The organism is Luteitalea sp. TBR-22 (genome assembly GCF_016865485.1).
Lineage (GTDB): Bacteria > Acidobacteriota > Vicinamibacteria > Vicinamibacterales > Vicinamibacteraceae > Luteitalea.
The window spans coordinates 6,436,731-6,457,809 of sequence record NZ_AP024452.1 but is presented as its reverse complement, the minus strand read 5'-3'; the positions used below and the strand labels follow the sequence as shown (position 1 = coordinate 6,457,809).

The 21,079-nt window shown below is 69.4% G+C and carries 20 protein-coding genes; 14 read left to right on the top strand and 6 right to left on the bottom strand.

The window, feature by feature from the left end:
• Positions 1–127 precede the first annotated feature (127 nt).
• Genes TBR22_RS26635 through rfaE2 form a run of 11 tightly spaced genes read left to right on the top strand, consistent with a single transcriptional unit; the run spans position 128 to position 9,749 of the window.
• Positions 128–550 (top strand): ATP synthase F0 subunit B, encoded by a 423-nt coding sequence (locus TBR22_RS26635; protein ID WP_239490883.1) that lies wholly within the window; start codon positions 128–130, stop codon positions 548–550.
• Positions 550–1,356 (top strand): ATP synthase F0 subunit B, encoded by an 807-nt coding sequence (locus tag TBR22_RS26630; RefSeq protein ID WP_239490882.1) that lies wholly within the window; start codon positions 550–552, stop codon positions 1,354–1,356. Before TBR22_RS26635 ends, TBR22_RS26630 begins: the two co-directional genes overlap by 1 nt.
• The gene (atpH, locus tag TBR22_RS26625) at positions 1,353–1,895 is read left to right on the top strand and encodes an ATP synthase F1 subunit delta (protein ID WP_239490881.1); all 543 of its coding nucleotides are present in this window, start codon (positions 1,353–1,355) and stop codon (positions 1,893–1,895) included. The genes TBR22_RS26630 and atpH overlap by 4 nt, the downstream gene beginning before the upstream one ends.
• Before the next feature lie 39 nt (positions 1,896–1,934).
• Positions 1,935–3,473 (top strand): F0F1 ATP synthase subunit alpha, encoded by a 1,539-nt coding sequence (atpA, locus tag TBR22_RS26620; RefSeq protein WP_239490880.1) that lies wholly within the window; start codon positions 1,935–1,937, stop codon positions 3,471–3,473.
• 6 nt (positions 3,474–3,479) lie between these two features.
• Positions 3,480–4,349 (top strand): ATP synthase F1 subunit gamma, encoded by an 870-nt coding sequence (gene atpG / locus TBR22_RS26615; protein ID WP_239490879.1) that lies wholly within the window; start codon positions 3,480–3,482, stop codon positions 4,347–4,349.
• Between the two features lie 14 nt (positions 4,350–4,363).
• Positions 4,364–5,821, top strand: coding sequence for a F0F1 ATP synthase subunit beta (gene atpD / locus TBR22_RS26610; protein WP_239490878.1), 1,458 nt, complete (start codon positions 4,364–4,366; stop codon positions 5,819–5,821).
• Between the two features lie 19 nt (positions 5,822–5,840).
• The gene (locus tag TBR22_RS26605) at positions 5,841–6,254 is read left to right on the top strand and encodes a F0F1 ATP synthase subunit epsilon (protein WP_239490877.1); all 414 of its coding nucleotides are present in this window, start codon (positions 5,841–5,843) and stop codon (positions 6,252–6,254) included.
• Positions 6,255–6,304: 50 nt separating this feature from the next.
• On the top strand, positions 6,305–7,051 hold the full coding sequence (locus TBR22_RS26600) for a PP2C family serine/threonine-protein phosphatase (protein ID WP_239490876.1): 747 nt from the start codon (positions 6,305–6,307) through the stop codon (positions 7,049–7,051).
• Positions 7,041–7,838 (top strand): ABC transporter permease, encoded by a 798-nt coding sequence (locus tag TBR22_RS26595; protein WP_239490875.1) that lies wholly within the window; start codon positions 7,041–7,043, stop codon positions 7,836–7,838. The genes TBR22_RS26600 and TBR22_RS26595 overlap by 11 nt, the downstream gene beginning before the upstream one ends.
• A complete protein-coding gene (locus tag TBR22_RS26590) occupies positions 7,838–9,259 on the top strand; it encodes an ABC transporter ATP-binding protein (RefSeq protein ID WP_239490874.1) in 1,422 nt (473 codons plus the stop codon). The genes TBR22_RS26595 and TBR22_RS26590 overlap by 1 nt, the downstream gene beginning before the upstream one ends.
• Complete coding sequence (rfaE2, locus tag TBR22_RS26585; RefSeq protein WP_239490873.1) at positions 9,246–9,749, top strand: D-glycero-beta-D-manno-heptose 1-phosphate adenylyltransferase; 504 nt, start codon at positions 9,246–9,248, stop codon at positions 9,747–9,749. The genes TBR22_RS26590 and rfaE2 overlap by 14 nt, the downstream gene beginning before the upstream one ends.
• A gap of 399 nt (positions 9,750–10,148) precedes the next feature.
• On the opposite strand, the gene TBR22_RS26580 is transcribed toward rfaE2, so the two are convergent.
• Both TBR22_RS26580 and TBR22_RS26575 read right to left on the bottom strand, forming a co-directional pair.
• The gene (locus TBR22_RS26580) at positions 10,149–11,393 is read right to left on the bottom strand and encodes an amidohydrolase family protein (protein WP_239490872.1); all 1,245 of its coding nucleotides are present in this window, start codon (positions 11,391–11,393) and stop codon (positions 10,149–10,151) included.
• A 125-nt stretch (positions 11,394–11,518) separates the two neighbouring features.
• Positions 11,519–12,181, bottom strand: a complete 663-nt coding sequence (locus TBR22_RS26575; RefSeq protein WP_239490871.1) for a DUF5612 domain-containing protein — start codon at positions 12,179–12,181, stop codon at positions 11,519–11,521.
• 120 nt (positions 12,182–12,301) lie between these two features.
• On the opposite strand from TBR22_RS26575, the gene mfd reads away from it, so the two are divergent.
• The 3 genes from mfd to dusB all read left to right on the top strand — a co-directional run bounded on the left by mfd (position 12,302) and on the right by dusB (position 18,508).
• Positions 12,302–15,961, top strand: a complete 3,660-nt coding sequence (gene mfd / locus TBR22_RS26570; protein WP_239490870.1) for a transcription-repair coupling factor — start codon at positions 12,302–12,304, stop codon at positions 15,959–15,961.
• Positions 15,962–16,229: 268 nt separating this feature from the next.
• On the top strand, positions 16,230–17,354 hold the full coding sequence (locus tag TBR22_RS26565; protein WP_239490869.1) for a peptidyl-prolyl cis-trans isomerase: 1,125 nt from the start codon (positions 16,230–16,232) through the stop codon (positions 17,352–17,354).
• A gap of 29 nt (positions 17,355–17,383) precedes the next feature.
• Complete coding sequence (gene dusB / locus TBR22_RS26560) at positions 17,384–18,508, top strand: tRNA dihydrouridine synthase DusB (RefSeq protein ID WP_239490868.1); 1,125 nt, start codon at positions 17,384–17,386, stop codon at positions 18,506–18,508.
• Positions 18,509–18,717: 209 nt separating this feature from the next.
• Here dusB and TBR22_RS26555 read toward each other — a convergent pair whose 3' ends face one another.
• From TBR22_RS26555 to TBR22_RS26540, 4 genes are all read right to left on the bottom strand, one after another.
• On the bottom strand, positions 18,718–19,032 hold the full coding sequence (locus tag TBR22_RS26555; RefSeq protein ID WP_239490867.1) for a Dabb family protein: 315 nt from the start codon (positions 19,030–19,032) through the stop codon (positions 18,718–18,720).
• 8 nt (positions 19,033–19,040) lie between these two features.
• Positions 19,041–19,283 (bottom strand): hypothetical protein, encoded by a 243-nt coding sequence (locus TBR22_RS26550; protein ID WP_239490866.1) that lies wholly within the window; start codon positions 19,281–19,283, stop codon positions 19,041–19,043.
• A 215-nt stretch (positions 19,284–19,498) separates the two neighbouring features.
• Positions 19,499–19,741, bottom strand: coding sequence for a hypothetical protein (locus TBR22_RS26545; RefSeq protein ID WP_239490865.1), 243 nt, complete (start codon positions 19,739–19,741; stop codon positions 19,499–19,501).
• A 50-nt stretch (positions 19,742–19,791) separates the two neighbouring features.
• Positions 19,792–20,985 carry a hypothetical protein gene (locus TBR22_RS26540; RefSeq protein ID WP_239490864.1) on the bottom strand — a complete coding sequence of 398 codons (1,194 nt, stop codon included), beginning with the start codon at positions 20,983–20,985 and terminating at the stop codon, positions 19,792–19,794.
• Between the last annotated feature and the right edge of the window lie 94 nt (positions 20,986–21,079).

The window sequence follows — 21,079 nt, the reverse complement described above, 5'->3', positions numbered from 1 at the left end:
ATTTGCACCGGTTTTGGCAATAGTGGTATAAATGGGCGTTTCGGCGGGCACGCTGATTCACCCCTGTGCCCGTGCCTTGCCTACGGCGGGGCGAGCCCGTCCACGTCGGTTAACTCCCGGAGGCACCGTGTTACCGGACCTGTCGGTCCTGTGGGTCATTGCGTTCGTGCTGCTGCTGACGGTCATCCTGCAGCAGCTGTTCTTCAAGCCACTCCTGCGCGTGATGCACGCGCGCGAGGACGCGGTGCAGTCGGCGCGATCCCTTGCCGAGCGCAGCGCGGCCGAGGCGCGTCGCGCCTCCGAGGAGTTCGACGCGAAGACGACGGTGGCCCGCGCGGAGTTCTACCGCGAGCTCGACGACATGCGGAAGCAGGGCCAGGAGGAGCGCGCCGCGATGGTGGGCGCCGCCCGCAGCCAGGCCGAACGCGAACTGGAACAGGCGCGCCTCACGCTCGCCACCGACGCCGCGCAGGCCCGCACGCAGCTCGAGCAGGACGCGCGACAGCTCGGTCAGCAACTGGCCGACAGGCTGGCGGGGCGCACGCGCTGATGGGCAGCCTCACGATGACGCGACACGAGATCACGCGGACCGGTGCGGTGGTCCTGGTGGCTGCCGCACTTGCGGTGGCGACCCCCGCGCTCCGCGCCCAGCACGCCGCAGCGCCCGCCGCCCCGGCCGCTGCGCAATCGCCGACGCCCGCGACGCCCGGTCACGAGACCCAGGCGCCGCCTGCCGACGGCCACGGCGCTCCGGCCCAGGCCACGCCAGCGACCGAGCACGCCCCGGCGTCCGGCGACCACGCGGCGCCGGCCGGCGATCACGGTGCCGCTGCCTCGCACGGCGCAGCCGAGGGCGGTCACGGTGAGGAGCACGGCGAGAGCCTGCTCGTCACGCTCGCCCGCATCGCCAATTTCGCCATCCTCGCCGGCGTCCTGTACTGGTTCGGCCGCAAGCCGCTGGCCGACCATCTCGCCGCCCGCCGCGCCCAGATCCGCAAGGACCTCGTCGACGCGGCCGAGACCCGGCAACTGGCGACGCAGCGTCTCGCCGAGATCGAGGCCAAGCTGGCGGCTCTTCCGGCGGAACTCGACGCGCTGCGGACGCGCGGCGCCGAGGAGCTCGCCGCCGAGCGCGCTCGCATGCGTGCGGCCGCCGAGGCCGAGCGCGACCGCCTGGTGGATCAGGCCCGCAAGGAGATCGAGTCGCAGACCCGGATGGCCCGCGGGCAGCTGCGGACCTACGCGGCGACCCTCGCGGTCGATGTCGCCGAGGCTCGCCTGCGCGAGACGCTGACCCCGTCGGAGCAGGTGGCGCTCGTCGATGAGTACGCCGCGCAGATGAGGAACGTGCAATGACGTCGCTCGACGCCAAGCGGGCGGGGCGGGCGCTGTTTCAGGCCACCCAGCCGCACGGTACCGCTCGTGCCACGCTCGACGGGTTGGTCGAGTTCATGGCGCTCCTCCAGGAGAACGCCGAGTTGCGGGAGGTGGTCACGTCGGTCTTCGTGCCTGCCTCCGTCAAGGTGGGGATCATCGAGCAGGTCGCCGACCAGCTCGGCACGGTCCCGGCCGCCCGGCAGACGTTGCTGATCCTGGCCCAGATGCATCAACCGGCCGGCCTTGCGGGCATCGTCAAGGAGCTCAAGGCGCTGGTCCACCGGCAGGAGCGCCGCATCGACGCCGAGGTCACGACCGCCGTGGCCCTCGACGAGGATCACGTGGCGCGGTTGCGCGATGCGCTCGCCCAGGCAACCGGCCAGCAGGTGTCCGTCTCGACGCGCGTCGACCCTGCCGTCATCGGCGGCGCCGTCACTCGCGTGGGGAGTGTCGTGTACGACGGCAGCCTCGCCCGCCAACTCGCCCGCATGAAGGAGCAGTTCGTCCAGCAGGGCTGATCCTGCCGCGAGCCGCTGTTCCCACACCAACGCTGACGTATGACTTCGATCAAAGCAGACGACATCTCCCGCATCATCCGCGAGCAGATTGGCGGCTTCCAGGCCAACGTGGACGTGGCCGAGGTCGGCACGGTGCTGTCCATCGGTGACGGCATCGCCCGCATCCAGGGCGTCGAGCGCTGCATGGCCGGCGAGATGCTCGAGTTCCCCCACGGCGTGTTCGGCATCGCGCTGAACCTCGAGGAGGACTCGGTCGGCACGGTGCTGCTCGGGGACTACAAGCTGATTCGCGAAGGCGACCAGGTGCGTCGTACGGGCCGCATCATCTCGGTGCCGGTCGGCGACGAGATGCTCGGCCGCGTCGTCAACGCGCTGGGCCAGCCAGTGGACGGCAAGGGGCCGATTGCCTCGACCCGCTTCGAGCCCATCGAGCGCATCGCCCCTGGCGTCGTGGATCGTCAGCCGGTCCGCGAGCCGCTGCAGACCGGACTGAAGGCGATCGACGGGATGGTGCCGATCGGCCGTGGCCAGCGCGAGCTGATCATCGGCGACCGCCAGACCGGCAAGACCGCCGTGGCGGTGGACGCGATCCTGAACCAGAAGGACACCGGCGTCATCTGCATCTACGTCGCGATCGGCCAGAAGCAGTCGACGATCGCGCAGATCGTCCGCACGCTCGAGGAGAACGACGCGCTGCGCTACACCATCGTCGTGGCCGCGGGGGCGTCCGACCCGGCGACGATGCTGTACATCAGCCCGTACTCGGGCTGCGCGATGGGCGAGTACTTCCGCGACAGCGGCCGCCACGCCCTGGTGATCTACGACGACCTCTCGAAGCACGCGATGGCGTACCGCGAGATCTCGTTGCTGCTGCGCCGTCCGCCGGGCCGCGAGGCGTACCCGGGCGACGTCTTCTACCTGCACTCGCGCCTGCTCGAGCGCGCGGCGAAGCTGAACGACCAGCTCGGCGGCGGCTCGCTGACCGCGCTGCCGATCATCGAGACGCAGGCCGGCGACCTCTCGGCCTACATCCCGACCAACGTCATCTCGATCACCGACGGGCAGATCTTCCTCGAGAGCGACCTGTTCCACCAGGGCGTGCGTCCGGCCATCAACGTCGGCAACTCGGTGTCGCGCGTCGGCGGCTCGGCGCAGATCAAGGCGATGCGCAAGGTGGCCGGCTCGCTGCGTCTCGACCTGGCGCAGTACCGCGCGCTGGCGGCCTTCGCGCAGTTCGGCAGCGACCTGGACAAGGCGACGCAGCAGCAGCTGCACCGCGGCGTGCGCCTCGTCGAGGTGCTCAAGCAGCCGCAGTACCAGCCGCTCACCGTGGCCAGCCAGGTGGCGATCCTGTTCGTGGCGACGCGCGGCATGCTCGACGGCGTCGAGCTCTCCGACATCCCGGCCTGGGAGAAGGGCTTCCACCAGCACCTCGCGACGCGGCGCCCCGGCATCCTGTCGAGCATCATGGAGCAGAAGGACATCAGCAAGGAGATCGAGGCCGAGCTGATCGACGCCACCGAGGAGTACCAGAAGGACTTCGCGGCGCGCACACGGAAGCCGGCGGGAGTGGCGTAGGGCGTCATGCCTTCCCTCATCGACATCCGTCGCCGGGTCCGCGCCGTCAAGTCGACGCAGCAGATCACCAAGGCCATGAAGATGGTCTCGGCGAGCAAGCTGCGCCGGGCGCAGGACCGCGTCATCGGCGCGCGCCCGTACGCCAACCAGGCGCTGCGCGTGATGAGCAGCGTGGCCAGGCGCGTCGATCCCGAGGCGCACCCGCTGCTGCGCGAGTCCGGCCAGCCCGGCGCACCGCCGCTGCTGATCGTCATCTCGGCCGACCGCGGCCTGTGCGGCAGCTTCAACAGCAACGTCGTGAAGCAGGCCTCGACCTTCGTGCAGGACTCGCCCGACCGGCAGGTGGCGATGGGGTTGATCGGCCGCAAGGCGCGCGACTTCTTCAAGCGTCGCCGCATGGACGTGCGGTACGAGGCGGTCAACGTCTTCCAGCAGGTCAAGTACTCGCACGCCCAGGACCTGGCGGCGATGGCGATCGAGCAGTTCACCACCGGCCAGGTGAGCTCGGTGTACCTCGTGTACAACGAGTTCAAGTCGGTGATGAACCAGCGGGTGGTCGTCGAGCGCCTGTTGCCGATCCCGCGGCTGACGCCGGAGAACGGCGGCGTCGAGGGCCCGCTGGTCGACTACCTGTACGAACCCTCGGCTGACGAGATCCTCTCGACGATCGTGCCGCGCCACGTGGAGATCCAGATGTACCGCGCGCTGCTCGAGTCGGCGGCCGCCGAGCACGCCGCGCGCATGACCGCGATGGATGCGGCGACGCGCAACGCGCAGGAGATGGTGGACAAGCTCTCGCTGTACATGAACAAGGTACGGCAGGCCGCCATCACGCGCGAGATCATCGAAGTGGTATCGGGCGCGCAGGCGCTCTAGGAACAGACGACACCATGGCCAACGCCAACGCCGAGCAGTACAAGGTCGGTCGCATCGTCCAGATCATCGGACCGGTGCTCGACATCGAGTTCGAGGGCGGGCACCTGCCCGCCATCTACAACGCGATCCGCGTGCGCGTGCCCGACGCCGCCGGCACCGGGCACACCGACATCATCGCGGAGGTCGAGCAGCACCTCGGCGAGGGCCGCGTGCGCACCGTCGCGATGAAGCCGACCGACGGCCTGCAGCGCGGCATGGAAGCACTGGACCTCGGCGTCGGCATCACGGTGCCGGTCGGTCCGGCGACGCTCGGCCGCGTGCTGAACGTGCTCGGCGAGCCGGTGGACTACCCCGATCGCCCCGTCGTCTCCGAGACGCAGTGGCCGATCCACCGCGCCGCGCCGACGCTCGACGAGCAGTCCACCCGCCTCGAGATGTTCGAGACGGGCATCAAGGTCATCGACCTGCTCGAGCCGTACCTGCAGGGCGGCAAGATCGGCCTGTTCGGCGGCGCCGGCGTCGGCAAGACGGTCATCATCCAGGAGCTGATCCACAACATCGCCGTCAAGCACGGCGGCGTGTCGGTGTTCGCCGGGGTCGGCGAGCGCACCCGCGAGGGCAACGACCTGTGGCTCGAGTTCCAGGAGAGCGGCGTCATCGACGTCAACGACGCGTCCAAGTCGCGCGCCGCGCTGGTCTACGGCCAGATGACCGAGCCGCCCGGCGCCCGCCTGCGCGTCGCGCTCACCGGCCTGACCGTCGCCGAGTACTTCCGCGACGCCGAAGGCAAGGACGTGCTGCTCTTCGTCGACAACATCTTCCGCTTCACGCAGGCGGGTTCCGAGGTGTCGGCGCTGCTCGGCCGCATGCCGAGCGCGGTCGGCTACCAGCCGACGCTGGCCACCGAGATGGGCGAGATGCAGGAGCGCATCACGTCGACCAAGAAGGGCTCGATCACCTCGGTGCAGGCCATCTACGTGCCGGCCGACGACTACACGGACCCGGCGCCGGCGACCACCTTCGCGCACCTCGACGCGACCACCAACCTGTCGCGCGACATCGCGTCGCTCGGCATCTACCCGGCCGTCGACCCGCTCGCGTCCACCTCCCGCATCCTCGACCCGCGCATCATCGGCGAGGAGCACTACGAGGTCGCGCGCCGCGTCAAGCAGGTGCTGCAGCGCTACAAGGACCTGCAGGACATCATCGCCATCCTCGGCCTCGATGAACTGTCGGAGGAAGACAAGCTGATCGTGGCGCGGGCCCGCAAGATCCAGCGCTTCCTCAGCCAGCCCTTCCACGTCGCCGAGCAGTTCACCGGCTTCAAGGGCAAGTACGTGACGATCGCCGAGACCATCAAGGGCTTCAAGGAGCTCGTCGACGGCAAGCACGACGACGTGCCCGAGCAGGCGTTCTACATGGTCGGCACCATCGAGGAGGCGCTCGAGAAGGCCGCCTCCCTGAAGGCGTAAGCGGAAGGCAACGGAATCGATGGCCAGCCAGCTCACGCTCAGCATCGTCACGCCCGAACGCGAACTCGTGCGCGTCCAGGCCGACGAGGTCGAGCTGCCCGGTAGCGAGGGCTATTTCGGGGTGTTGCCCGGGCACACCCCGATGCTCGCCACCCTCACCGTCGGGCGCCTGTCGTACCGGGTCGGCCAGGAGACGCGCGTCCTCGCGATCGCCACCGGCCTGGCCGAGGTCCTGCCCGATGCCGTCACGGTGCTCTCGCGCGTCGCCGAACTCGCCGACGACATCGACGTCGGCCGCGCCGAGGCGGCCCGCAAGCGCGCCGAGGAGCGCCTGGCGCGCAACGCATCCGACCTCGACTATCAACGCGCGCGCACGGCCCTCGACAAGGCGATGCTGCGCCTGCAGGTCGCCTCGCGCGCCCGGGGCAAGTGATCCGCATGCGTCCGTCCCGATCGCCCGGGTGCCCGAGGCCCTGATCGGCCATGCGTGTGCGCTGGGCCGCAGCCACACACCCGGGCCGGCGCCGGGCTTCCAACGAGGACGCGTTCTGCGCCCGGCCTGACCTCGGCTTGTTCGTGGTCGCCGACGGCATGGGCGGCCACGTCGCGGGAGAGGTCGCCTCGCGCCTCGCCGTCGACACCATCGAGGCCGTCGCCGAGCGTGGCGACGCCGCTGCCCCCGACGACCGCAACTGCACCCTCGCCGAGCGTCGCCTGCAGGCCGGCTTCGAACGCGCCGCCAGGGCCATCGCCGACCAGACCATGACCAACCCGCGGCTGCGGGGCATGGCCACCACCGCCTCCGCGGTGCTGATCGCGGCCGACGCCACGGCCATCGGCCACGTCGGCGACAGCCGCATCTACCTCCACCGCGACGGCGTGCTGCAGCAACTGACCCACGATCACTCGTGGGTCGCCGAGCAGGTCATGATGGGCCTGATGTCGGCGGCCGAGGCGCGCCAGCATCCGTGGCGCAATGTCGTGACGCGGGCGCTCTCGGCGTCCGACGCGCCGGAGGTCGATCTCTCGCCGCTGCAGTTGCTGCCGGGGGACCGGGTCCTGATCTCCTCGGACGGCCTGCACGGCGTGATCTCCGAGGAGCGCATCGCGGTGGTGCTCGGCGCCGGCGAGGCGCTCGAGCGCACGTGCCAGCAGCTGATCGAGGACGCCAATGGCGCCGGCGGGCCCGACAACATCACCACGCTGATCCTGGAGATCGATGTTCCATAACCTCCGCCAGCTGGTGCGCTATCGCGCCCTGATCCAGAGCCTCGTCACCCGCGAGCTCAAGGCGCGCTACCGCGGCAGCGTCCTCGGCTTCTTCTGGTCGTTCATCAACCCGCTGCTGTTGCTGGTGGTGTACTCGTTCGTCTTCACGGTGGTGCTGCCGGGCACGCACCCGCCGGAGATCGAGCCGTACGCGCTCTTCATGTTCTGCGGCATCCTGCCGTGGACGTGGTTCTCCTCGTCGCTCACCGAGGCCGCCAACAGCCTCATGTCCGGCGGCAACCTGATCAAGAAGGTGCTGTTCCCGGCCGAGATCCTGCCGATCGTCTCGGTGCTGTCGAACATGATGCACTTCTTCTTCGGCCTGCCGATCCTCGTCGCGTTCCTGATCTGGTTCCGTCCGACGATCACCATCGTCGAGGTGCTGTGGTTCCCGGTGGTGGTGGCGGTGCAGTTGCTGTTCACGCTCGGCCTGAGCCTGCTGCTCGCGGCGCTGACCGTGCACTTCCGCGACATCAAGGACATCCTCAGCAACCTGCTGACGCTCTGGTTCTTCGCCACGCCGATCATCTACCCGATGCACCTGGCGCCCGGCACGATCAGCAAGGCCGTGCTCAACGCCAACCCGATGTCGCACTTCGCCGTCTCCTACCAGGAGATCCTGTTCTACGAGGGGCCCTTCGGCCACTGGCGCTGGCTGCTCGCCATCGCGTTTGGATCGGCACTCCTGTTCCTGCTCGGCTACTTCCTGTTCGACCGGCTGCGCGACTCGTTCGCCGAGGAGGTGTGATGGCCAGCAGCACGCACGCCCCGGCGCTGGCAATCCGCGCCGACAACGTCACGAAGATCTACCGTCGCTTCGCGCACAAGCGGCAGTTCGCGACGCTCAAGAGCGCCATCCTCACCGGCAGCCTGGTGCGCGACCTCCGCCCCGACGAGACGTTCCGCGCCCTCGACGGCGTGTCGTTCGACGTGCAGGCCGGACGCACGTACGGCATCATCGGGCGCAACGGCAGCGGCAAGAGCACGATGCTCAAGTGCGTGGCCGGCATCGCCAAGCCGACCACCGGCAAGGTGACGGTCAACGGCCGCATCTCCGCGCTCATCGAGCTCGGCGCCGGATTCCACCCCGAGATCTCCGGGCGCGAGAACGTCTTCATCAACGGCATCATGCTCGGCCTGTCGAAGGCCGAGATCGGACGCCGCTTCGACGAGATCGTCGAGTTCGCCGAGCTCGCGCCGTTCATCGACGCGCCGGTCAAGACCTACTCGTCGGGCATGTACATGCGCCTCGGGTTCGCCGTCGCGGTGCACGTCGACCCCGACGTGCTGCTCGTCGACGAGGTGCTCGCCGTCGGCGACGAGGGCTTCGCCCACAAGTGCCTCGACAAGTTCGCGGAGTTCCGGCGCCGCGGCAAGACCATCCTGCTCGTCACGCACTCGCTCGGGCTCGTGGAGCGCTTCTGCGACGAGGCCCTCTGGCTCGACAAGGGCAAGGTCAAGGCCGTCGGCGACCCCAAGCGCGTCGTCGATGCGTACGTGACCGAGGTGGAGGAGAGCGAGGAGGCGTTCCTCGCGTCGCAGGACGCCAAGGCGCGCGCGCGCGTCGATCTCGGGGCCGGCAGTTCCGTGCCGTCGGAACAGGGCGACGCGTCGCAGCCGGGCGTCACCGCCGGCGACGTGGAAGCGCCAGCCGACATGTTCAAGGCCGAGGCGGGCCGCTGGGGATCGGGCGACATCGAGATCACCAGCGTCGAACTCGTCGGGCAGGACGGCAGGCCCGGCCACGTCTTCCACTCGGGGGAGGCGATGACCATCCGCCTCCACCTGAAGGCGAAGGCGGCCGTGAAGGACTTCGTGTTCGGCATCGGCCTGTTCAACGCCGATGGCGTGTGCATCTACGGCACCAACACGAACATCGAGGAGATGTCGGCGCAGGAGTTCGCCGGCGAGGGCCGGGCCGACTTCGTGATCGAGGAACTGGCCCTCACCGAGGGGACCTACAAGCTCGATCTCGCCGTCCACAAGCTCGACGGCTTCCCGTACGACTACCACCGGCAGCTGTACACCTTCCGCGTCAAGTCGTCGATCAAGGACGTGGGCTTCTTCCGCCCCCGCCACACCTGGCAGTTCAGCCCCTCGGTCCGCCTGAAGCAGTTGCAGGGGCCAGAGGGCTGGCGACCGCACATGAAGGACGATGACGCGGGTTGACGGGCAGGTGGGGCGCGTCGTGAGCCGGGAGGCGTGCGTCGCGCAGGTGCGGGCCTGGCAGGCCGACGGCCGGACGGTCGTCTTCACCAACGGCGTCTTCGACATCCTGCACCCGGGCCACGTGCGCTACCTGGCGGCGGCGCGCGCCGAGGGCGATCACCTGGTGGTGGGCGTCAACACCGACGACACGGTGCGGGCCGCCAAGGGTGCCGACCGCCCCGTGCACCCGGCCGCCGAGCGCGCCGAGTTGCTCGCGGCGCTGAAGGTGGTCGACCTCGTCACCATCTTCCCGGAGCCGACGCCAGCCGCGCTCATCGACGCCGTGCAGCCCGACGTGCTGGTGAAGGGCGCCGACTGGCCGCTCGATCAGATCGTCGGGCGCGAGACCGTGTGGGCCCGCGGCGGGCGCGTCGTGCGCGTGCCCACCGAAGAGGGCCACTCCACGACCAGCATCATCAGGAAGATCGCCGGCCCCGCGACCGGCGAGTAGCGGCTACACGGGCGGTGCGCCCGTCGTTCCCACTGGCGCCGCCATCCACAGCTTCAGCCCCGCCCGGGACCTCGGCGCGGGCCCTCTCGATTCGGCACGAGCCCTGCTCCTGGAAGGGCATGCTCGTTTGGGTCGAATTCTTCGAAGGTTGCGTCGAGCCGCTCGATTCAGGGCCGACGCGCACCCCGGACCTCCAGGTCGACCTCATGCCGACCTCGCGCGCATCCCCAGCCGCGCCCCGCACGAAGCGACGTGCGGCTGGCGCATCGGCTGCGGATGGAACGACCAACGGCGGGGTGGGGACACCCCGCCCTACGCCCCCGCAGAGGTAGGGCGCGGTCTCCCCTTCGACTTCGCTCAGGGCGAGCGACCGCGCCGTTGGTCCGATCGGCGGCGTGCCTACGGCGCCGGGTGCGATGGCAGCACGCGCAGCGCGTTGGCCTGGTAGACCTTCTTGAGGATCGGCTCCGGCAGGCCGAGGCCGTAGATCTGCCAGCGGCCCTGCGGTGGCACCGGCGCCGGCGCGTAGTCGAAGTACTCGTCCTCGGTCTGCAGGAACCGGTAATAGATCTGGTACAGGTCGAGGCCGAAGATCTGCTGCGGCGTCTCGGTGCCGTTGGGCACCGCGTCGGTGCCGAACATGATGCGGTCCTGGTACTTGTCGAAGAACTTGCGCGACTGCCGCGGCTGCCGCCCGAGTTCGCCGATGCGTGCGCCGATCTCGATGTGCACGTTGGGGAAGCGGTCGAGCATCTCGCCGACGGCGGGCAGGTTCTCGGCCCAGTGCCCGACGTGCAGCGCCACGAACGTCGTCTTCGGGTGCCGCGCGAACACGCGATCGCGAGCCTCGAGCACCGCCTTGAAGGACGGGAAGTCCTTTCCGTGGAACGACCAGTCCGGGTGGTTGGCCAGTTCCTCGTACCGCTCGTTGTACTTGTCGGTCGGCAGGAAGAAGGCCTCCGGATCGCCGACGTGAATCGCCACCGGCAGCCCGAGGGCGCCGGCCTGCTCCCACAGTGGATCGAAGCGCGGGTCGTCCACCTTCACGAGCGCGCCGTCCTTGCCGCTCGCGTCCTTGTCGCGCAGGAACAGCCCGAGCGTCTTGAGCACCTTGATGCCCATCGCGCCGGCCGCCTTCGACTTCGCGAGCTCGTCGGCCTGCCACTTGCCGTAGTCGGGCCGCTGCGCCTCCGTCCAGCCCGGTTCGGTGAACGTGAGGAAGCGACCCGGGTGCGCCTTGTCGAGGCCGGCGATGTTGTTCACGAGGCGCTCGCCATAGCTGCCCGTGAGGTTCACCATCGTGCGGATGTTGCGCGCGTCCATGACCTTCAGCAGGTCGGCCGTCGGCACCGCGCGGCGCGACTGCCGCCCGTTGGCCTGCGCATTGGCCCGCACCGCCAGGTGCGTGTGCATGTCGATCACCGGGAACGCGGCCTTCTCGACCGTGGTCACCGGCACGTGCAGCATGCTCTTCGGCTGGTAGTCCACCAGCTTCAGGGAGGCATCCGGCCTGGCCGCTGCCTCCTGCGTCTCGTACAGGTCGTGATCGTCAGCCGACGACCAGGCCCCTGCGCTCGCCCCACCCGTCGACACCGCGGCGCCCACCACCGCGCCGGTCCTCTGCAACCACTCACGTCGATTCACGAAACACTCCAAACACTGGGTAGGGCGCGGTCTCCGACCGCGCCGTTCCTGTTACGGCGGGGTGGGACACCCCGCCCTACCTTGCCCTGAGCCCTGAGCCCTGAGCCCCGACTCCCGAGCCTTCCTCAAAACACCCGCTTGCTCAGCCTGTCGATCGTGAACCGCGCCGTGTCCGCGATCGCCATCACCGCCATCACCCCGGCTTGCACCGGGTCGGTCACCACCAGGTCGCTCGCGTCGGGCACGCTGCCGGCCATGTTCAGGCTGATCACCGTGAGGCCCTGGGCCCGCACCTCGCGCACTGCCTTCTCGATCTCGCCGCCCATCAGCGACCCCGCGAGCACCAGCACACGGGCCCGCGGCAGCCGCGATACGGCGCGCACTGCCTCGGCCAGCGGCTGCTCGCCGACGAGCGGAATGGTGTCGACCGAGATCTTCTCGCCGCGGATGTTGTGGCGGTCGGCTTCCGCAATGGCCCCGATCGCCACCTGGCCCACCTGCGCCCCGCCGCCCATGATGATCACGCGCTTGCCGAACACGTGCTGGAAGGTGGCCACGCGCTCGACCGACATCACCGCGTTGGCCGCCTCGAGCGCCGCCAGCAGGGCGGCACCGTCGGGCACCGCCACCTCGAGCAACAGCCGCGTCTGATCCTGCCCGTGCTCGACGATGGTGAAGGTGGTGATGTCGCCGAGGTGGGCGGCGATGACCCCGCTGACCTCGTGCAACACCCCGGGGCCACTGCGCGTCGTCAAAACAAGGGCCAGCTGTGAGACCTGTTCCTGCACGGCGGCATGGTACGTCAGACACGGGTAGGGCGCGGTCTCCGACCGCGCCGTGAGCCGGACAGCGGCGGGGTGGGGACACCCCGCCCTACCTGATATTCTGAAAAGTCTTTCGTCCGCCCGATGTCCGGAACCTCTGCCTCCTCGCTCTCGCTTCGCCACCTGCTGAAGGACGCGGCCGCCGCCACCGGCCTGGCGGCGCCGGCGACCCGCCTGTCCGGGCTGACCCCCGCCGGCAAGGCCTTCGCCGTTGCGGCCGCCGCGCAGACCACGCCGGCCGTCGTCATCGTGCCCGCCGACCGCGACATCGAGCCGTTCATCGCCGACGCTCGCTTCTTCCTGGGCAGCCTGGAAGGGCTGAGCGGCAACGCGCTCGACCGCGGCGTGCTGCCGCTCCCGTCCCTGGAAGTCGACCCCTACCGCGGGCTGCTGCCGCATTTCGACGTCGCCTCGGCGCGCGCGAGGGCGTTCCATGCCCTCGCTACCGGGCAGGCCCGCGTTGTCGTCGCCTCGGCTGCCGCGCTGCTGCCGCGCCTTCCGGACCCGGCGACCCTCGTCGCGGCCTCGCTGGAACTGAAGCAGGGCGACGAGATCGACCTGATGGACCTGGCCGACGTCCTCGTCAAGGCCGGGTTCACCCGCGAGGACCCCGTCGACCAGCACGGCGAGTTCTCCGTCCGCGGCAACGTCGTCGACATCTTCCCGGCGGGGGACCGCCTGCCGGTGCGCCTCGAGTTCATCGGCGACACGATCGAGTCGATCCGGCAGTTCGATCCGGCGACGCAGCGGTCGGTGGCCGCCCTCGACCGCGTCACCATCGCGCCGGTGCGTGAGATTGCCGACACCCTGGAGGCCCGCGAAGCCGACCGCCCCGCGACGTTCTTCACGTACCTCGGCCGCACGCCCCGGCTGCGGCTGTTCGTCTCGGAGTTCGACAAGGTGCGCGAGGCGGGGGACCGGAAGTTCACGGCGCTCCTCGACAGCTACCAGGACGCGCTGGCGCGCGACGAGCGTCCGCTGCCGCCCGGTCGCCTCATGCTGCCGTGGCCCGACGTCATGTCGATGCTGCCGTCGGCCTCAAAGCTCGAGACGTTCGCCGCCGACCCGGTGATCGGCGACGACGCGATGCCGGACGTCCCCACCCCGTCGTCTGCGTCTGCCCACTCCGAACGCTACGTCTCCTGCCAGCCCGCGCCGACCTTCCACGGCCGCGTGCCCGATTGGGTGGCGGAGCTGCGCAAGGGGCGCGAGATCGGCGAGACGGCGGTGCTGGTCGCCGAAACGGCGGGTCGCGCCGAGCGCGTCATCGAGATCCTGCGCGACTACGGCGTCGTCGCCGTGGACATCAGCCGCGCCGAGGTCACCTCGGGCAGCGCGTTGCTGGTCACCACCGGCCAGCTTTCACAGGGCTTCCGCCTGCCGGCCGCGAAGCTGCGCCTGTTTGCCGAGACCGACATCTTCGACGAGGAGCGCGTCGGCACGCAGCGCCGCGCGTCGGCGGCCAAGGCGTTCCTCTCCGACTTCCGCGACCTGAAGGTCGGCGATCTCGTCGTCCACGTCGACAACGGCATCGGCGTGTTCGTCGGCCTGAAGCAGATCAACGTCGGGCACGAGACGCGCGAGTTCATGGAGCTGCGCTACGCCGGCGACGACAAGTTGTTCGTCCCGGTGGACCGGCTCGACCTCGTGCAGAAGTTCTCGGGCAGCGGCCGGCCGACGCTCGATCGGCTCGGCGGCGCCACGTGGGAGAAGGCCAAGGCGCGCGTCAAGAAGGCGATGCGCGACATGGCCGACGAGCTGCTCAAGCTCTACGCCGCGCGCAAGGCCGTGCACGGGCACGCGTTCCCGCCAGACACGCACTGGCAGGAGGAGTTCGAGCTCGCGTTCCCGTACGAGCTCACGCCCGACCAGGCCAACGCCGTCATCGACATCAAGCGCGACATGGAGTCGCCGACGCCGATGGACCGGCTGCTGTGTGGCGACGTCGGCTTCGGCAAGACCGAGGTCGCGATGCGCGCTGCCTTCAAGGCGGTCATGGACGGCAAGCAGGTGGCCGTGCTCGCGCCGACCACCGTGCTGGCGCTGCAGCACCTCAAGACGCTGCGCACCCGCTTTGCCGCGTTCCCGGTGCGCATCGACATGGTCAGCCGGTTCAGGACGAAGGCGGAGCAGGCCGAGTCGTTGAAGAACCTGCGCGAAGGCAAGCTGGACATCCTCGTCGGGACGCACCGGCTGCTGGCCAAGGATGTCGAGTTCCGCGATCTCGGGTTGCTCATCGTCGATGAGGAGCAGCGCTTTGGCGTGACGCACAAGGAGCGCATCAAGCAGATGCGCAAGAAGGTGGACGTGCTGACGATGAGCGCGACGCCGATCCCGCGGACGCTGAACATGTCGCTGGTCGGCATCCGCGACATGTCGGTCATCGAGACCGCGCCGCACGATCGCCAGGCCGTGCAGACGGCGGTGCTGCCCTTCGATCCGCAGATCATCGGCGCGGCAATCGCCAAGGAGCTCGAGCGCGGCGGGCAGGTCTACTTCGTGCACAACCGCGTCGAGTCGATTCACTCGATGGCCGGCCTGCTGCAGCGCGTCGCGCCCGACGCGCGAATCGGCATCGGGCACGGCCAGATGGGGGAGGAGGCGCTCGAGAAGGTCATGGTCGACTTCATCGAGCGCCGCTACGACATCCTGCTGGCGACGACGATCATCGAGAACGGGCTCGACATCCCGAACGCCAACACGATGATCATCAACCGCGCCGACCGCTACGGCCTCGGGCAGCTCTATCAGCTGCGCGGGCGGGTCGGCCGGTCCGATCGGCGCGCGTACGCCTACCTGCTCATCCCACCCGTCGACTCGCTGTCGGAGGTCGCGCGCAAGCGCCTCGCAGCGATCAAGGAGTTCAGCGCGCTCGGCAGCGGCTTCCGCATCGCCGCCCTCGACCTCGAGATCCGCGGCGCCGGCAACCTGCTCGGCGGCGAGCAGAGCGGCCACATCGAGGCCATCGGCTTCGAGATGTACACCAAGCTGCTCGAGGAGACGATCCGCGAGCTGAAGGGCGAGGATCTCGAGGACGACCGCCGCGCCACCGTCAACCTCGGCGTCGAGTTCCGCATCGACGAGGGCTACATCCCCGACACCAACCAGCGCCTCGGCATCTACCGCCAGGTGGCGCAGGCGCGCACCGACGCCGACATCGACAAGGTGCTCGACGACGTGCGCGATCGGTATGGTCCGGTACCGGAATCGGTGCTCAGCCTCGCCGACCACGCACGCATCCGGGTGATGGCCGATCACCTCAAGCTCGATGCCATCGAGCGCGAGGGCAAGACGATCGTCTTCAAGTTCCGCGACGGCGCGCGCGTCGAGCCACAGCGAGTGATGGCCGTCGTCAATCGCCGCGTCGACCTGCGCGTGGTGCCGCCGGGCCACCTCAAGCTCGATCTCGCCCCGCCCGAGATCGCACCGAGCCTGGGTAGGGCCGCGTCTCCCTTCGACTCCGCTCAGGGCAAGCCGACCGGGCCGCCTGCTGCCCCGATACCCGGCCGACCCGGAGGCCCGCTTGTCCGCCGTAGCCTTGGCGGAGGCGGAACCACCCACGGCCCCGTCGCGAAGGGCCGCGGCCCGTCGTGGTGGACCGTGCGCGCGACGGCCGGCGAGGTGGCCCCCGGCTTCACCAAGGCGGAGGTCCTCAAGCCGATGCCTGAGGACCCGCGGGCTCCCGACGGCCTGTTCGCCCGCATCGTCGGCGTGATGAAGGAACTGAGCGACGACCTCAGGTAGGGCGCGGTGTCTCACCGCGCCGTTGGCCGACGGCCGCGTACCAACGGCGTTTTCGTGGGCGTCGACATTCATGTCGACGCTCATCGCACAAGATGTTGTGCTCTCGACGTGTCGACTTCCCGCATCTAGCATCCGCCCGTCGCGCTGGCGCGATCGTCAAAACTCCTTGAGCCTGCCCCTCGAGCCCGCGCTCCTGAGCCATGAGCCTTGTTTTTGAGCCCTGCGCCCTGAGCCCTGAGCCTCTTGGGGGGGTACCATAGGTAAAGCGATGATGCGAATGAACTTGCGGACGTTCGTGGCCCTCGGCCTGGCAGTGGGACTCTCGATGGCCGGCCTGCGGGCCGAGGTGATCGAGCAGGTGCTCGTCAAGATCAACGGCGAGATCCTCACAAAGACCGACATCGAGCAACTGCAGGTCGCCGCACTGCGCGCCAACAACCCGAACGTCTCGGCCGCCGACCTGCAGAACGATCAGGCGCTCCGCAAGATGCTCGACGAGGTGACGCCGCGCGTCATCGTCAACGCCATCGACGAGATGCTGCTCGTGCAGCGCGGCAAGGAGCTCGGGCTCAAGATGAGCGACGAGCAGTTCAACGGCATCCTTGCCAACATCCGCAAGGAGAACAAGCTCGACACCGAGGAGAAGTTCCAGGCCGCGCTGAAGCAGGAAGGCCTGACGATCCCGGGGCTGCGCAAGGCGTTCGAGAAGCAGATGCTGATCAACCGCGTGCAGCAGCAGGACGTCTACTCGCGGATCAGCATCTCTGAAGAGGAATCGCGCGCGTATTACGACCTGCACAAGGAGGAGTTCCTCACCAACGAGTCGGTGACGTTGCGCGAGATCTTCGTGCGCGCCGCGCAGACCGCGCCTGCCGAGGGTCCTGCCGCCGCCAAGGCCGCCATGGACGCGGCCCGCGAGAAGGTCGTGCAGATTCGCCAGCGCGTCGCCAAGGAGGACTTCGCGGCCGTTGCCGGTGAGGTCTCCGACGCCGCGTCGAAGGCCAACGGCGGCCTGATCGGGCCGCTCAGCGCCGACGAACTCAATCCCGACATCCAGAAGGTCCTCTCGACGATGAAGGTCGGGCAGGTCACCGAGCCACTCGACGCCGGCAATGGCTACCGCCTGCTCAAGCTCGATGCGCGCATCCCGAAGAAGCAGGCCACCTTCGAGGAAGCGCGCGACCAGATCGCCGACAAGGTCTTCAACCAGCGTCGCGCTGGCGAGGTGCTCAAGTACCTCGATCGGCTGCGGTCGCAGGCGATCATCGAGTGGAAGAGCGCGTCGCTGAAGCAGGCGTTCGAGGTCGGCGTCAAGGAAGCGGAGAAGGCGATTGCCGAGGCCGCCAAGGCGGGCGAGGCCGGCGCCGCTCCCAAGCCCGGCACCAACCAGTGAGCGCCGTCGACACGTCGCGGCCAGTCGACGTGGCTGTCGACCTTCAGGTCGGCAGGCGCTCCGCTGAGGGCACGCCATCACCGGTCGCCACGCCGAAGATCGGCACGATCACGCTCGACGCGCCCGCGGGCGTCGCGCCGATGGCCGGGATGACCGACACGGCATTCCGTCGGCTGATCAAGCGACAGGGCGGCTGCGGCCTCGTGGTCACCGAGATGGTGAGCTCCGAGGGCCTGGTCCGCGGCATCGACCGCACCCTCGAGTTCGCCGAGTACACCGAGGAAGAACGTCCCGTCTCCATCCAGATCTTCGGGGGTGATCCCGCGAAGATGGCCGACGCCGCCCGCGTCGTCGAGGGCATGGGCGCCGACATCGTCGACATCAACATGGGCTGCCCGGTGCCGAAGATCTCCAAGCACAACGCCGGGTGCTCGCTGATGCGCGATCCGCGTCACGCCGCGTCGATCGTCGAGGCGATGGCTCGCGCCGTGAAGATTCCGGTCACCGTCAAGATGCGCGCCGGCTGGACCGAGGCCGAGATCAACGCGCCGACGCTCGCGAAGATGGTGGAAGACGCCGGCGCGGCCGCCGTCACCGTGCATGGCCGCACCGCGAAGCAGGCCTACACGGGAAGCTCGGACTGGTCCTTGATCGCGCACGTCGCAGAGCAGGTGTCGATTCCGGTGTTCGGCAGCGGCGACTGCGTCGAGCCCGAACACGTCATCGATCGCTTGCGCAGCGGGCCCGAAGGCGTGCTCGTCGGGCGCGGCGTGCTGCGCAATCCGTGGATCCTCGCGCAGGCGGCCGACATCGCCGCCGGTCGCGCGCCGCGCGTCGTCACCATGCGCGATCGCGGCCAGTTCCTCCTCGACTACATCCAGTTGCTGCTCAACGAGCGCATCGACGAGGCCGAGGGCTTCCGGCACACCGCGCCGGGCACGCTCGAGGAGGACCTCTCGCCGGCCGACGCGCGCGCCGCGGCGCTCCGCGCCCCCAAGCGCGGGCGGGAACGCTGGGTGGTGAACAAGATCCGCGCGCTCAACGGCTGGTACTCGAAGGGGTACGAAGGGGGCGCCGAGTTCCGCGCCAGCGTCAACCGCGCCGAGTCGATCGGCGAGGTGCGCGACCTCATCGCGCAGTTCTTCTTCGCGTAGAGCGGTAGGGCGCGGTCTCCGCCCGCGCCGTTGGTCCGGATCGATCAACTTCCTACGCAACTCCTGCTGCCGATCGCCGGCCGCCGACTGCCGTTCCCGTGCTGAGCGCGTCGCGGGCGGCGTGGCTGGGCGACCGGCTTGCAGAGCCTCAGCGGCTGGACTCCCGACGACTCCGATCCGCGATCCCCGGTCCCCGATCCGCGGCTCTCCTACTTCATCGCCTCCGCGATCTCGTAGTCGTAGATCAACGCGGCTTCCGCGGTGGCGTTGAAGCGCGTGCCAAGGTCGCGGTGCAGCGGGTGGGTGAGGTACGCCTGCAGGCCGGCGGTGTCGTCGAACTCCAGCAGCGCGATCCACGGGAAGCTGGGGAAGCCGCCGAGCACGTAGGTCGGCGGCGGGTCGAGGTGCGCCCCGATGCGGAAGCCGCGCACGCTCGGCACCTCCCGCGCCGCCACGCGCATCGATTCGAGCAGGCCTTCGCGCTCGGCGTCGCTGACGTCGGGCCGTGGGCGAAACAGCACCACGTGCACGATCAAGACGGGTCACCAGAGGGCAGGACAGCAAGCCCGAGTTCGCGTGCCGCGTGGCCTTGCGCGGCATCGAGCGTGACGAATCCCTCGAGCCGGGACTCGGTGTGAAACCAGAGGGCGCTACGGAGGTGCGCCAGGTTCAGCGAGCGGGGGGTCGCGACGGCCGGCACGAGTGACGAGGCACACAGGTCGAGCGTCAGGTCACGCACCGAGAATCGTTCGCTGTCGGACGCCACGCGCCTCATGCAGGCGTCGTACTGCCCGGCGTCGAGTGCCCCTTCTCGCGCAAGCCTGACGAGGTTGCGTCTTGCCTCGAGCACCAACAGGACACTCGAGCACAACTCGGCACCATCGGTGCACTCGGACAAACGCTCCCACCCATCTTCGCCCAACAGCACACACAGATAGGCCGAGGTATCGACGTACAGGCGGCGCGGGGAGGACTGGCGCGGCCGAGGGCTCACCGCTCGCACCGATCGTCGAGCAGCACGGCGAGGTAGCGCCCGTTCGTCCCCCGGGTCACGGCCGGCGTGAGCGTGAACGCTGCCTGGCGCGCGCCGACGTGCACGTGAGGCGAGACCGCCGGTCCGAGCTGAGCCACGGCACGATTGTGCCGGGTCACCAGCCACGTCTCGCCGGCCTCGGCCGCGGCGATGGCACCAGAGAGCTGCGCCTTGAGGTCCTGAACAGAGATGCGCTTCATGTCCTTATCTCGTCACGAGAAGGGCCCAGAAGTCTGGGTAGATCAGGGCGTCAGTCTTCCCGCTTCTTCTTGCGGTCGGCCGGCGGCAATTCGCCGACCCGCCACGTCTTGCCACGCTTGGCCGCTGGCTTCGGCGCGTCGCCACCCGAGCGCGGCGTCGCATCGCCGCGCGTCGCGCGGTCGCGCCAATCGCCGCGGGGCGCGTCGCTCGGCGCACCACGGCGTATCCCCGGACCGCTCGGCTTCCAGGCCGGCCGCTTGCCCTGAGCGGAGTCGAAGGGGTCGCCCTTCGGCTTGAACCCGCCGCCATCGCCCTGAGGGCGCTCGGCCCGCGGCTTGAACGACGGCCTGTCGCCGTCCGGCCGATCCGCGCGTGGCTTGAACGCGGGGCGATCGCCCTTGGGCTTCCATTCAGCCCTGTCCTCACGTGGCTTGAATGGCCGATCGCCTGCGGGTCGGTCCGACTTTGGCTTCCAGCCGCCTTCGCCTCTCGGCTTCGGCGGACCATCGGCGCGATCCGCCTTGGGCTTCCAGGCCGGTCGCTCGCCGCGTTCGCCATCGGGCCGATCCGAGCGAGGCTGGAATGCAGGTCGATCGGTCTTCGGCTTCCACGCCGGCCGATCCCCCGTGGGCTTGTCGCCCCGCGGCTTGAAGGGCCGATCGCCGCTCGGACGGTCGCCCTTGGGCTTCCAGGCCGGTCGCTCGCCGCGTTCGCCATCGGGCCGATCCGAGCGAGGCTGGAATGCAGGTCGATCGGTCTTCGGCTTCCACGCCGGCCGATCCCCCGTGGGCTTGTCACCCCGCGGCTTGAACGGCCGATCGCCGCTGGGCCGGTCGCCCTTCGGCTTCCACGCCGGGCGTTCGCCCCGTTCGGCGTTCCCCTCCGGTGCCCGGAACCCGCTGCCCGGTGCCCGGTCCTTCCCCTTGACCCACGGCCCGCGCCCGTCGGCCGCCTGCGACGCCCACCGCGCGCGCTTCACGTCGCGGGGCACCTTGTAGGCGTCACGCGGATCCTTGTGCTCGCCGCCGGGTCGCCAGGTGGCGCCGCGCCGCGGCGGCTTGCTGGCGTCCATGGCGTCGCCGGGCGTCTCCCACAGGCGTCCGCGCTGGAACCACTTGATCACGGCGTTGGGATGCTGCCGCTGCAGTTGCTTGAGGGTCGGCAGCAGGTCCTCCCGCACCGGGGCGCGGAAGGCGGTCGGCTGATCGTCGACGATGATGGTCCAGAATGCGCCGCGCGCCATGAGTTGCGTCCTTGCGAGTGTCGAGGCGTGTCGAGGCGTCGCGCCGAAGGCGCCGACGCCCCAGAATTTCACAGTTCCAGTTTCGAATGACCCG